The organism is Streptomyces sp. NPDC055254 (assembly GCF_053606025.1).
On record NZ_JBSGQV010000018.1, the window covers coordinates 30,523 to 44,119 of the forward strand.

A 13,597-nucleotide genomic window follows, 5' to 3' on the forward strand; every position below is an offset into this window, starting at 1 on the left:
CCCCACTTTAGCCGTTTTTGGTTTTATGGGCGGGGCCGACCCCCCCCGCCGGGTTCCGCGCCCCGGCCATTCAGGCTTCTGGGAGCAAATGGCGCATCCTTGACGGTAATCCCCGCGAGAGAGGCGCATCCAGGATGAGTGCTCCCATTGCGACCGTGCGCGGTCGCGGCTACCGCAAGGAAGAGGTCGACCGGTATCTCAGCCGGCTCTCCGGCAGTCGCGACGAGGCCTGGGAACGGGTGGCACGGCTGACGGTCCTGGCGAAGCGGATGGAGGCCGAGGCGGAGCGGCTGCGCGAGGTGGTGGCCGCGCTGGCTCCCCAGACGTACGACGAATTGAGCGAGCGCGCCCGGCGGATCCTGTTGCTCGCCGAGGAAGAGGCGCAGGCGGTACGCGCGGACGCGCGGGCGGACGTCTCGGCGACGCTGGGCGCGGCCGAGGCGCACGCCGACCGGGTGGCGGAACTGGCGCGGCAGGACGCGGAGGCGGTGCGCGAGCAGACCGAGGTCCGGGCCCGGCAGGGGCTGTTGCGGGCGCAGGGGGAGGCGGACGAGGCGCGGGCGGCGGCGCGGGAGGACGCGGCCCAGTGGCGGTCCCAGGCGCAGGATGCGCTGGCGGAGACGCGGCGGCGGGCGGACGCGGAGACGGCGGAGCGCGAGCGGGAGCAGGCGGAGCGCTGGGAAGCGGTCGGTCGGGAGCTGGCGGAGCGGACGGCCGTCGCGCAGGCGCGGCTCGCGGAGCTGGAGCGGGACGCGCAGGGGCGGTTGGCGCTGGCGCGGCGGGAGTTCGCCGAGGCGGAGGAGTCGGCGCGGCACGGGCAGGAGGACGCGGAGGCGCGGGCGGCGGAGCTGGTGGCGGGGGCGCGGGTGCGGGAGGAGCGGGTGGGTCGGGAGACGGAGCGGATCCTGCGGGAGCACGAGGAGGCGCAGGACGAGATGCGGGCGCACATGGACCACGTCCGCGCCAGCCTGGCCGCCCTGACGGGCCGCACCCCGACGGGCCCCTGACACGGCCGGCCCCGCGCTCGGCCCGTTCGCGGCGTCCGGCACGTCACCGTTTCGGCCGTCAACCCGGCCACTTCCGGGTTCGGGCCGGCACATTCGGCCTCGCCGGCGTTCGAGGCGCGGGGTTCGGGGCCGCGGGGTTCGGGGCGCAGCCCCGGGGCTCCCGGCCGGCCTTCCGGGTCGGGTCGGGGAGCTGCGGCCTCGCCGGCGCCCCGGCGGCCGTTCCGCCCCGGCGGGGCACTAGGCCGGGGTGGGGTACGGGTGCGGGTCGCTGCGGAGGCCGTGGGCGGTGACGAACACCGTGAACGGGGGCGCGGTGCCCGGCGGCAGGGTGGCGATGAGGGCCCCCGTCAGAGGGTCCGAGGCCGCCGGCACGGGGGTGTCGGCGACCGTGAGGAGCACCGGCGGGGTGAAGCCGCCGCCGTCGACGGTGAGCCGGTCCCCGGACAGTGCGACGTCGGTGATCACCGGGTTCGGACGGGCGGCCATCTTGTTGATCAGGTAGGCGCCCGCCGGCGCTCCCGTCAGGGTCCAGATCTCCGTCGGGAGGCGGGGGAGGCCGTCACCCACGTCGGAGAGGAAGAAGAGGACGACGTAGAGCATCGTGACCGCGCTGAGCACCACGTACTGGAGGTCGACCAGGTCCGTCCGCCCGCTGTCGTTCGCGATCAGCTCCCGCAGCGGCCGTCTGCCCGAAGGGGTCGGCTTCGGGGCGGGTTTGGCCAAGCTGCCGTTCTCCACGCGCAGGCCGACGACGGTCTTCGCGGCGATCAGGGCCACGTACGGGCCCCCGAGCAGCGGGAGGTACACCGTCGTCAGGGGGGACAGGGGGCCGTGTTCGCCGCGGAACCAGTCGACGCCGCCGCCCGCGGTGAGCCCGTAGCCGAGGAGGGTGAGCAGCAGCCAGACGAGGACCAGCGTCCAGGCCAGGGCCAGGGTCGTCGAGGTGGACAGGCGGCCGTCGCGGCCGGTGACGAAGCCCGGACGGCGGTACAGGCGCAGGCAGAGCGGTCCGGCCAGGGCGGCCAGTAACGCCAGTGCGCAGAGTGCGGATGCCATGTGTCCCCCCGGATACGGTCCTGCGCCAGAGGATCACCCACCGGCCCGGGGCATGACAAGTCAGCCCTCGGGCAGGACCGGGAAGCGGCGCGGCGCCATCAGGAGCAGGACCAGCAGGCAGGCCAGGGCGGCCGCCGTCGCGCAGAGGAAGATGTGGTCCGTGGCCGCGGCGACCGCGTGGCGCAGGTGGTCGGCGGCGGCCGGCGGCAGCAGGGCCGGACGCTCCAGGGCCCGGGCGACGCCGTCCAGGCTGTCCGGCAGTCCGGACACGGGGGCGTCCACGAGGCGGGCGGCGATGGTGGCGTTGGCGACGGCCCCCAGCAGGGCCGCTCCGAGGCTCTGGCCGACCTGCCGGGAGAACAGCACCGAGGCGGTGGTCGTCCCGCGTTCCGCCCGGCCCACGGTGGCCTGGACTCCGACGATCAGCGGCAGTTGGAACAGGCCGAGGGCGGCGCCGAGCAGGAGCATGACCAGGGCGGGCTGCCAGGGGCGGGCGGGGTACGGGAGCAGGGTGAAGGAGTAGAGGATCACGGTGGCCAGCGCGATCCCGACGGCCGCGGTGTCGCGGAAGCCGATGCGGCGGTAGACGTGCTGGCTGAGGGCGGCGGAGAGGGGCCAGCTCAGGGTCATCACGGACATGACGAACCCGGCGCCGACGGGGCCGAGGCCGAGCACGGACTGCGCGTACGTCGGCAGGAACACCATCGGGGCGACCATCAGCAGGCCGAGGGCGGCCATGGCGAGGTTGACGGCGGCGATGGTGCGTCGGCGCCACACCCAGCCGGGCAGGATCGGTTCCGCGGCCCGGCGCTCCACGCGGACCACCACGGCGGCCATGACGGCGCTCGCGCCGAGCAGACCCAGCGAGGGCGGCGACAGCCACGGCCAGGCCACCCCGCCCTGGACGAGGGCGAAGAGCAGCAGCCCGCCGCAGGCGAAGACGGACAGCGCCCCCGCCCGGTCGACGGGGCCCCGGCGGGCGGGGGAGCGCAGGGGCTCGCGCAGGTGGCGGGCGACCATCAGCAGGGCGAGCGCGGCCGGCGGCAGGTTGATCAGGAAGATCCAGCGCCAGTGCGCGTACGCGGCGAGCAACCCGCCGAGCGCCGGCCCGGCCACGGCCGAGGCGGCCCAGACGGTGGACATGCGTGCCTGGATCCTGGGCCGGTCCTTGAGCGGGTAGAGGTCGGCGGCCAGGGTCTGCACGGTGCCCTGGAGGGCGCCGCCGCCCAGTCCCTGGACGATTCGGAAGGCGATGAGCGCGGCCATGTTCCAGGCGAGCGCGCACAGCAGGGAGCCGACGAGGAAGAGGGCGATGCCGAAGAGCAGGACGGGCTTGCGGCCGAAGGTGTCGGACAGCTTGCCGTAGACGGGCAGGGTGACGGTGACGGCGAGCAGGTAGCCGGAGAAGAGCCAGGAGAAGGCGGAGAAGCCGCCGAGGTCGCCCACGATCTGCGGGACGGCGGTGGCGACGACGGTGCTGTCGAGGGCGACGAGGGTCATGCCCAGCATGAGGGACGCGACCACCGGTGCGGGCGGTCCGCCGGTCCGGCCTGCGGTTCCGGCGGCGTCGCCGGGGGAGGTGACGGGGCGTCCGCCCGTACTCCCTCCTTGGCCCACCGAGATCCCTTCCCCCTGCACGTATGCGCGGGGAACACCTTCTCACCGCGGGTGCGCCCGGCGGTATCCCCCAGGGCGGGTCCGCCGAAGGGTGCAGAACCCCTAGGGGTGCCTCCTCCCACGGGCCGGGGTCCGTTCGTCCCGGCGGAGGAGGAGGACGGGCGCCGCAGGCCGTTGACTGGTTCGTACGGGGCGCGGAGCCGGGGGGTGGGGTTAACCCCCGGGCGAAGAGGGCGATGGGCACCAGGGTGCCCGCGGCGTCCCCGGCACAGACTTCACGCAGGTGACAGCGGCGGGCGCACGAAGCGTCCGCTACGAACGAGGAGAAGACCGTGACAACGGCTATGACCGAAACCAGGCACGGGGGTACTGGAGGGCATGGAGCCGTCGCGGCCCGGGCGCGGAAGGTCGTCAAGGCCTACGGCTCCGGGGAGACGCGCGTCGTCGCCCTCGACGACGTGGACGTGGACATCAGGCGCGGCCAGTTCACCGCGATCATGGGCCCGTCGGGCTCCGGCAAGTCCACGCTGATGCACTGCCTCGCCGGGCTCGACACGGTGACCAGCGGGCAGATCCACCTGGACGACATCGAGATCACCGGCCTGAAGGACAAGAAGCTCACCCAGCTGCGGCGGGACCGGATCGGCTTCATCTTCCAGGCGTTCAACCTGCTGCCCACGCTGAACGCGCTGGAGAACATCACGCTGCCCATGGACATCGCGGGGCGCAAGCCCGACGCGCAGTGGCTGAGCCGCGTGGTGGAGACCGTCGGCCTCGCCGGCCGTCTCAAGCACCGTCCCACCGAGCTCTCCGGCGGCCAGCAGCAGCGCGTGGCGGTCGCCCGCGCCCTCGCCTCCCGGCCGCAGATCATCTTCGGCGACGAGCCGACCGGCAACCTGGACTCCCGGGCCGGCGCCGAGGTCCTCGGGTTCCTGCGCCGCTCGGTGGACGAGCTCGGCCAGACCATCGTCATGGTCACGCACGACCCGGTCGCCGCTTCGTACGCCGACCGCGTCATCTTCCTCGCCGACGGCCGGATCGTTGACGAGATGTACGCGCCGACGGCCGAGCAGGTCCTCGACCGGATGAAGGACTTCGACGCGCGCGGGCGGACGTCATGACCGTCATGAAGACCTCGCGGCGCAACTTCGTCGCGCACAAGGGGCGGATGGCGCTCTCGGCCGTCGCGGTCCTGCTCTCCGTCGCCTTCGTCTGCGGCACGCTGGTGTTCACGGACACCATGAACACCACCTTCGACAAGCTGTTCGCCGTCACCAGCTCCGACGTCACGGTCAGCCCGAAGGCCTCGGAGGAGGGCGGCGGGACCCCGGCCAGCGGCAAGCCCGGGGTGCTGGACGGCTCGGTCGTCGAGCGGATTCGCACGGCCGAGGGCGTCGAGGGCGCCGAGGGCGCCGTGATGTCGATGTCCGTCACGGTCGTCAACGCCAAGAACGAGAACATGGGCTCGACGTCCGGCGCCCCGACCATCGCGGGCAACTGGAACGCCAACGAGCTCAGGTCCATGAAGATCACCGCCGGTCACGCGCCGCGCGGCCCCACCGACGTGATGGTCGACGCGGACACCGCCGCCAAGCACCGCCTGGAGCTCGGCGACGAGCTGCGCACCATCACCGTCGCCGGCGACATCCGCTCCACCGTCACCGGCATCGCCACCTTCACCGTGACCAACCCGGGCGCGGCCGTCGTGTACTTCGACACGCCGACCGCACAGCATCAGCTGATCGGCGCGCCGGGCTCCTTCACGCACGTCAACGTCACCGCGCGGGACGGGGTGAGCGACGAGCAGCTCAAGCAGAACGTCGCGAGCGCCCTCGCCGCCGCCCCCGGAGCGGAGCCGTACAAGCTCCAGACCGCCAAGGAGGCGGCGGACGCCAACCGCCAGGACGTCGGCTCCTTCCTCGACGTCATGAAGTACGTGATGCTCGGCTTCGCCGGGATCGCCTTCCTCGTCGGCATCTTCCTGATCTTCAACACCTTCTCGATGCTCGTCGCCCAGCGCACCCGCGAGATCGGCCTGATGCGCGCCATCGGCGCCGACAGCGGCCAGGTCCTGAAGTCGGTCGTCGTCGAGGCCTTCCTCCTCGGGGTCGTCGGCTCGGTGCTCGGAGTCGGCGCGGGCGTCGGCCTGGCGGTCGGGCTCATGGAACTCATGGGCCAGATGGGCATGCACCTGTCCACGGACGACCTGACCGTCGCCTGGACCACCCCGGTCGTCGGGCTGGTCCTCGGCATCCTGGTCACCGTCGTCGCCGCCTTCGTCCCGGCCCGCCGGGCCGGCAAGGTCTCCCCGATGGCCGCCCTGCGCGAGTCCGGCACCCCCGGCGACAAGAAGGCCGGCGCCGTCCGCGCCGTCCTCGGCCTGGTCCTCACCGGGATCGGGGCGGCCGGGCTCTTCCTCGCCGCGGCCGCCGAGAAGGCGGGTCCCGGATCGCTGTGGCTGGGCCTGGGCGTCGTCTTCACCCTGATCGGCTTCATCGTGATCGGACCGCTGCTCGCCGCGGGCGTGGTGCGGGTGCTCTCCGGCGTGGTGCTGCGGCCCTTCGGGTCCGTGGGCCGGCTCGCCGAGCGCAACGCGCTGCGCAACCCGCGCCGCACCGGCGCCACCGCCGCCGCACTGATGATCGGGCTCGCCCTGGTCGCCTGCCTGTCGGTCGTCGGCTCCTCCATGGTGGCCTCCGCCACCGATGAGCTCGACAGGTCGGTCGGTGCGGACTTCATCATCAACTCCGAGACCGGTCAGCCCGTCATGCCGCAGGCGGAGCAGGCCCTGCGGGCCACCGCCGGCCTCGACCACGTCACCGCCTACCGCGAGGTGGAGGCCGAGGTCACGGCCCCCGACGGCAGCAAGGAGAAGGTGGGGCTCGGCGCCACCGACCCGACGTACGCGAAGGACATCCGGCGCAAGATGACGGCCGGGGAGCACGCGGCGGCCTACGGCAAGGACTCCATGTCCGTGGGGTCGCAGTACGCCACGGCGCACGGCATCGGGCTCGGTGACAAGCTGACGGTCGCCTTCACCGGCGGCAGCACCGTCGAGCTGAAGGTCGCGGCGATCACCAGCGACGAGGGCAACCTCGACAAGACCATGAAGTACGTCAGCACCGACATCGCCCGGGCGAACGTGCCGGCCGACAAGCTGCCGCTGCCCTTCATGCTGCTGGCGAGCGCCCAGGACGGCCAGTCCGACGCGGCCGCGTACAAGGCGGTCAAGGCGGCGCTGGCGGACCAGCCGCAGTACCAGGTGCGCAACCAGACCGACTACAAGCAGTCCTTGAAGGACCAGGTCGGCCAGCTCCTCAACATGGTCTACGGGCTGCTCGCCCTCGCCATCGTGGTCGCGGTCCTGGGCGTCGTGAACACCCTCGCCCTGTCGGTGGTGGAGCGGACCCGCGAGATCGGCCTGATGCGCGCCATCGGCCTCTCCCGCCGCCAGCTGCGCCGCATGATCCGCCTGGAGTCGGTGGTCATCGCCCTCTTCGGCGCCCTGCTCGGCCTCGGGTTGGGCATGGGCTGGGGGGCCACCGCGCAGCAGCTCCTGGCGCTGGAGGGACTGAACGTGCTGGAGATCCCGTGGGCGACGATCCTCGGGGTGTTCGCCTGCTCGGCCCTGGTCGGCCTGTTCGCCGCGCTGGTCCCGGCCTTCCGGGCGGGGCGGATGAACGTTCTGAACGCGATCGCGAGCGAGTAACGGCGCTCGGGGTCGTACGGGGGTACGCCGGTCCGGGACCTCGGGGTCCCGGACCGGCGTCGTTCGTGCAGGGGCCGTTCGTGCCGGGGGCCGTTCGGGCCGGGCCGGGTGCCCGCCCGGCGCCGTCACCCCGCGGGGACCGCAATCCCCGCGCGGGGGCCCCGGGCGCGTCGTAGGGTGGGAACCCCCGGCCCGTGCGACGTGTCGGGTCCTTCGCGTTGCCCCTTCACGCCCTCCACCGGACGGAAAGCCTGCCTCATGAGCCTGCACGGACTGCTCGACGCCGTCACCCGGGACCCCGCCCTCACCGAGGCGGTCACCGCGGCCGGTGACGGCAACCGCATGCACGTGGACCTGGTCGGCCCCGCCGCCGCGCGCCCCTTCGCGATCGCCGCGCTGGCCCGGCGGACCGGCCGGACCGTCCTCGCCGTCACCGCCACCGGCCGGGAGGCCGAGGACCTGGCCGCCGCGCTGCGCTCGCTGATGCCCTCGCCCGACGAGGTGGTGGACTACCCGTCCTGGGAGACGCTCCCGCACGAACGGCTCAGCCCGCGCAGCGACACCGTCGGCCGCCGGATCGCCGTACTGCGCCGGCTCGTGCACCCGAGCGGGGACGACCCGGCCGCGGGCCCCGTCTCCGTCGTCGTCGCGCCCATCCGCTCCGTACTCCAGCCGCAGGTCAAGGGGCTGGGGGAGCTGGTGCCCGTGGCCCTGCGGCACGGGGAGAGCGCGGACCTCGGGGAGATCACCCGGGCGCTGGCGGCCGCGGCGTACACGCGCGTGGAGCTCGTCGAGAAGCGCGGCGAGTTCGCCGTGCGCGGCGGCATCCTCGACGTGTTCCCGCCCACCGAGGAGCACCCGCTGCGCGTGGAGTTCTGGGGCGACGAGGTCGAGGAGATCCGCTACTTCAAGGTCGCCGACCAGCGGTCCCTGGAGATCGCCGAGCACGGCCTGTGGGCCCCGCCCTGCCGGGAGCTGCTGCTCACCGACGAGGTACGGGCGCGCGCGGCGGCCCTCGCCCAGGCCCACCCGGAGCTCGGCGAGCTGCTGAACAAGATCGCCGATGGGATCGCCGTCGAGGGGATGGAGTCCCTGGCCCCGGTCCTGGTCGACGAGATGGAACTGCTGATCGACGTGCTGCCGGCCGGGGCGATGGCCGTGGTCTGCGACCCCGAGCGGGTCCGCACCCGGGCCGCCGACCTGGTGGCCACGAGCCAGGAGTTCCTCATGGCCTCCTGGGCGGCCACCGCCGGCGGCGGGGAGGCCCCCATCGACGTCGGCGCGGCCTCGCTGCGCGGCATCGCCGACGTCCGCGACCGGGCCCGCGAGATCGGCATGATGTGGTGGTCGGTGTCCCCCTTCTCCGCCGACGAGGCGCTCGGGTCCGACATCCTCAAGCTCGGCATGCACGCCCCCGAGGCCTACCGCGGCGACACCGCCCGCGCGCTCGCCGACACCAAGGGCTGGATCGCCGACGGTTGGCACACCGTCTACCTCACCGAGGGCCACGGCCCGGCCGCCCGTACCGTCGAGGTGCTCGGCGGCGAGGGCATCGCGGCCCGGCTGGAGGCGGACCTGCGCGTCCTGGAGCCGAGCCTGGTGCACGTCGCCTGCGGCTCGCTCGCCAACGGCTTCGTCGACCCGGCGCTCAAGATCGCCGTGCTCACCGAGACCGATCTGACCGGGCAGCGCACCGCCACCAAGGACCTGGGGCGGATGCCGACCCGGCGCCGCAAGACCATCGACCCGCTGACCCTGGAGGTCGGCGACTACATCGTGCACGAACAGCACGGCGTCGGCCGCTACATCGAGATGGTCCAGCGCACCGTCCAGGGCGCCACCCGCGAGTACCTCCTCGTCGAGTACGCCCCCGCCAAGCGCGGCCAGCCCGGCGACCGGCTCTACATCCCCACCGACCAGCTGGAGCAGGTCACCAAGTACGTCGGCGGCGAGGCCCCGACCCTGCACCGGCTCGGCGGCGCCGACTGGACCAAGACCAAGGCGCGCGCCAAGAAGGCGGTCAAGGAGATCGCCGCCGACCTCATCAAGCTGTACAGCGCCCGCATGGCGGCCCCCGGCCACGTCTTCGGCCCGGACACCCCCTGGCAGCGCGAGCTGGAGGACGCCTTCCCGTACGCGGAGACGCCCGACCAGCTCACCACCATCGCCGAGGTCAAGGAGGACATGGAGAAGTCGGTCCCGATGGACCGGCTGATCTGCGGCGACGTCGGCTACGGCAAGACCGAGATCGCGGTCCGCGCGGCCTTCAAGGCGGTGCAGGACGGCAAGCAGGTCGCCGTGCTCGTGCCCACGACGCTGCTGGTGCAGCAGCACTTCGGGACCTTCTCCGAGCGCTACAGCCAGTTCCCGGTGAAGGTGAAGGCCCTGTCGCGGTTCCAGAGCGACAGCGAGTCGAAGGCCACCCTGGAGGGCCTGCGCGAGGGCTCGGTCGACGTGGTCATCGGCACCCACCGGCTGTTCTCGCAGGAGACGAAGTTCAAGGACCTGGGCCTGGTCATCGTCGACGAGGAGCAGCGCTTCGGCGTAGAGCACAAGGAGCAGCTCAAGAAGCTCCGCGCCAACGTCGACGTGCTGACCATGTCCGCGACCCCCATCCCGCGCACCCTGGAGATGGCGGTGACCGGCATCCGCGAGATGTCGACGATCACCACGCCGCCGGAGGAGCGGCATCCGGTGCTCACCTTCGTCGGCCCGTACGAGGAGAAGCAGATCGGCGCGGCCGTCCGCCGCGAACTGCTGCGCGAGGGCCAGTGCTTCTACATCCACAACCGCGTCGAGTCCATCGACCGGGCGGCCGCCAAGCTGCGGGAGATCGTGCCCGAGGCGCGGATCGCGACGGCGCACGGCCAGATGTCCGAACAGGCCCTTGAGCAGGTCGTCGTGGACTTCTGGGAGAAGAAGTTCGACGTGCTGGTCTCCACCACGATCGTGGAGTCGGGCATCGACATCACCAACGCCAACACCCTCATCGTGGAGCGCGGCGACAACTTCGGCCTCTCCCAGCTGCACCAGCTGCGCGGCCGGGTCGGGCGCGGCCGCGAGCGCGGGTACGCGTACTTCCTCTACCCGCCGGAGAAGCCGCTGACCGAGACCGCGCACGAGCGGCTCGCGACGATCGCCCAGCACACCGAGATGGGCGCCGGCATGTACGTGGCCATGAAGGACCTGGAGATCCGGGGCGCGGGCAACCTGCTCGGCGGCGAGCAGTCCGGCCACATCGCGGGCGTCGGCTTCGACCTGTACATCCGCATGGTCGGCGAGGCCGTCGCCGACTACCGGGCGGCCGTGGAGGGCGGGGTGGAGGAGGAGCCGCCGCTGGAGGTCAAGATCGAGCTGCCGGTGGACGCGCACGTCCCGCACGACTACGCCCCCGGCGAGCGGCTGCGCCTGCAGGCGTACCGCTCGATCGCCGCGGCCAACTCCGAGGCGGACATCAAGGCCGTCCGGGAGGAACTCACCGACCGCTACGGCAAGCTGCCCGAGCCGGTGGAGAACCTGCTGCTGGTGGCCGGGCTGCGGATGCTCGCCCGTGCCTGCGGGGTCGGGGACATCACCCTCCAGGGGCCCAACGTGCGGTTCGGGCCGGTGGAGTTGCGCGAATCGCAGGAGCTGCGCCTCAAGCGGCTCTACCCGGGCGCGGTCCTCAAGCCCGCCACCTCGCAGGTGCTGATCCCGCGCCCGAAGGCCGGGAAGATCGGCGGCAAGCCGGTGGTGGGACGGGAACTGCTGGCCTGGACGGGGGAGTTCCTCACCACCATCCTCGGTTCCTGAGCGAGCGGGTCCGCAACGCGACACACAGGCCGGGAGCGCGCGGGCGCTCCCGGCCGCCGCTCGGAGCGATCGACGTGTGAACCGAGTCAACACGGTGCGCGAGTGGTGGTGGGTTCACGCTGTGAATCGGTATGCTCCCCGAATGTTCGAGGAGCCCGACGCCCCGACCGCCCCCGCCGACGCCCTGCCCCACGCACCTGCCGGTGACGCGCCCGCCGGTGGTGCCTCCGCGGGTGACGCCGCCGGTGGCGCCGCCGGTGGCGCCGCCGGTGGTGCCTCCGCCGGTGACGCGCCCGCCGGCCGGGCGGCCGCGGCCGAGGTCACCGCCGCCGAAGTGGCGCGCCTCGCCGGTGTCGGCCGCGCCGCCGTGAGCAACTGGCGCCGTCGGCACGCCGACTTCCCCCGGCCCGTCGGCGGCACCGGTACCAGCCCCTCCTTCGCCCTGCCCGAGGTGGAGCGCTGGCTCCGCGCCCAGGGCAAGCTCGCCGAGGTCCCGCTGCGCGAACGCGTCTGGCAGCAGGTCGCCGCCCATCCCGACGGCGCCGCCGCCGCGCTCGTCGAAGTCGGCGGCGCGCTGCTCCTCGTACGGGACCGGCCCACCGAATGGCTGGAGCTGGCGGCCGTCTCGGACGCGCGCATGGCGGTCCTGCTGCGGCCCGCCCTCGCCCGGGTGCTCGGTGCGCGCCTCGGGCCGGGCCACCCGCCGAGCGCCGCGGCGCCGCCGCCGGCCGCCGTGCCGCTGCTGCGGGCCGCCGCCGCGCTCGCCGCCGAAGTCGGCGCCCGCAAGGCCTTCGAGTTCCTGCTCGGCCGCCACCTCGACGCCCACCCCCGCCCGTACGCGCCCACCCCCGACGGCCTCGCCGAGCTGATGGCCGCCCTCGCCGGACCGGGCGTGCGCACCGTGCTCGACCCGGCCTGCGGCGCGGGGGCCCTGCTGCGGGCCGTCCCGGGCGCCACGACCGTCTACGCGCAGGACGCCTCGCCCCGGTCCGCCGCCCTCGCGGCCCTGCGCCTGGCCCTGCACGGCGGCGCCGACGTCCGCCCGGCCGCCGGCGACAGCCTGCGCGCCGACGCCTTCGCCGGCGTCGGCGCGGACGCGGTGCTCTGCCACCCGCCGTTCAACGAGCGCAACTGGGGGCACGAGGAGCTGGCCTACGACCTGCGCTGGGAGTACGGCTTCCCGGCCCGTACCGAATCCGAACTCGCCTGGGTCCAGCACGCCCTGGCCCACCTGCGCGAGGGCGGAACCGCCGTCCTGCTCCTGCCGCCCGCCGTCGCCGCCCGCCGCTCCGGCCGCCGCATCCGCGCCGACCTGCTGCGCCGGGGCGCGCTGCGGGCCGTCGTCGCGCTCCCCGCCGGCGCCGCCCCGCCGCACGGCATCACCCCCCACCTGTGGGTGCTGCGCAAGCCGGCCCCGCACGCGGCGCCGCCGCCGGGGCTGCTGCTCATCGACGCGAGCGCCGCGACGGCGCCCGCCCGGCCCGCCGCCGCCCGGCCCGCCGGCGAGGGCCGGTCCCGGACCGACTGGCCCGCCGTCCAGGGCGTGGTGGAGGCCGCGTGGAGCACGTACGACCGGACCGGCGCGGTGGAGGAACTCCCGGGCGTCAGCCGCGTCGTACCCGTCCTCGAACTGCTCGACGACGACGTGGACCTCACCCCCGCCCACCACCTGCCCCCGCCGCCCGCGGCCGGCGGCCCCGCCGCGCTGGGCGCCGTACGGGAGAGGCTCGACGAGAGCCTCGCCCGGGCCGCCCGGCTCACCCCGCCGCCCGCCGCCCCCGCCGCCGCGACGCCGGCCCGCCCGTCGATGACCACCGTCGGTGAACTCGTGCGCGCCGGAGCCCTGGTGCTGCACTCCGGCACCGGCAGCGGCAGCGGCAGCGCCCCCGTCCTCACCGAGGAGGACGTGTACACCGGAACGGGCCCCTCCGGCCTCCTCGCGGCCGGCGCCGACGAGCCCGTGCTCACCGCGCCCGGTGACGTCCTCGTCCCCGTCGTCGGCTCCGCCGCCGTCGCCCGCGTCGTCGGTCCGGCCGCCTCCGGCGCCGTGCCAGGCCGCGGCCTGCGCCTGCTGCGCCCCGACCCGGCCGCCCTCGACCCCTGGTTCCTGGCCGGATTCCTGCGCGGCACCGCCGCCGCCCGCCGGGCCGGCAGCCACGCCTCCACCGCCACCCGCCTCGACGTCCGCCGGGTCCGGCTGCCCCGGCTGCCGCTCGCGGAACAGCAGCGCTACGGCGTCCGGTTCCGCGAACTCGCCGAGTTCGAGGACGCGCTGAGGGTCGCGGCACGGCTCGGCGAGCAGCTCGTCCAGGGCCTCTACGACGGTCTGTCGGACGGCACGGTCGCACCGGAGTGACCCGGTGTGCGGCGACCCTGCAACGGTTGGGTACATCCCCTCACCGGCGGCCGGAAGCGC

General features: G+C 74.1%; 7 protein-coding genes. 5 read left to right on the forward strand and 2 right to left on the reverse strand.

The annotated features are described in order from the left end of the window. The first annotated feature begins 134 nt into the window (after positions 1–134). Positions 135–1,007, forward strand: a complete 873-nt coding sequence (locus ACWFQ8_RS18920; RefSeq protein WP_453787383.1) for a cellulose-binding protein — start codon at positions 135–137, stop codon at positions 1,005–1,007. Between the two features lie 237 nt (positions 1,008–1,244). On the opposite strand, the gene ACWFQ8_RS18925 is transcribed toward ACWFQ8_RS18920, so the two are convergent. Then, positions 1,245–2,063 carry a hypothetical protein gene (locus tag ACWFQ8_RS18925; RefSeq protein ID WP_453787384.1) on the reverse strand — a complete coding sequence of 273 codons (819 nt, stop codon included), beginning with the start codon at positions 2,061–2,063 and terminating at the stop codon, positions 1,245–1,247. 60 nt (positions 2,064–2,123) lie between these two features. Beyond that, on the reverse strand, positions 2,124–3,680 hold the full coding sequence (locus ACWFQ8_RS18930; protein WP_453787385.1) for an MFS transporter: 1,557 nt from the start codon (positions 3,678–3,680) through the stop codon (positions 2,124–2,126). 344 nt (positions 3,681–4,024) lie between these two features. Here ACWFQ8_RS18930 and ACWFQ8_RS18935 point away from each other — a divergent pair, with 344 nt between their 5' ends. From ACWFQ8_RS18935 to ACWFQ8_RS18950, 4 genes are all read left to right on the forward strand, one after another. Beyond that, complete coding sequence (locus ACWFQ8_RS18935) at positions 4,025–4,801, forward strand: ABC transporter ATP-binding protein (RefSeq protein WP_453787386.1); 777 nt, start codon at positions 4,025–4,027, stop codon at positions 4,799–4,801. Beyond that, the gene (locus ACWFQ8_RS18940; RefSeq protein WP_453787387.1) at positions 4,798–7,389 is read left to right on the forward strand and encodes an ABC transporter permease; all 2,592 of its coding nucleotides are present in this window, start codon (positions 4,798–4,800) and stop codon (positions 7,387–7,389) included. The genes ACWFQ8_RS18935 and ACWFQ8_RS18940 overlap by 4 nt, the downstream gene beginning before the upstream one ends. Before the next feature lie 258 nt (positions 7,390–7,647). Continuing rightward, positions 7,648–11,181, forward strand: coding sequence for a transcription-repair coupling factor (mfd, locus tag ACWFQ8_RS18945; RefSeq protein ID WP_453787388.1), 3,534 nt, complete (start codon positions 7,648–7,650; stop codon positions 11,179–11,181). 142 nt (positions 11,182–11,323) lie between these two features. Beyond that, positions 11,324–13,537, forward strand: coding sequence for an N-6 DNA methylase (locus ACWFQ8_RS18950; RefSeq protein ID WP_453787389.1), 2,214 nt, complete (start codon positions 11,324–11,326; stop codon positions 13,535–13,537). Positions 13,538–13,597 lie beyond the last annotated feature (60 nt).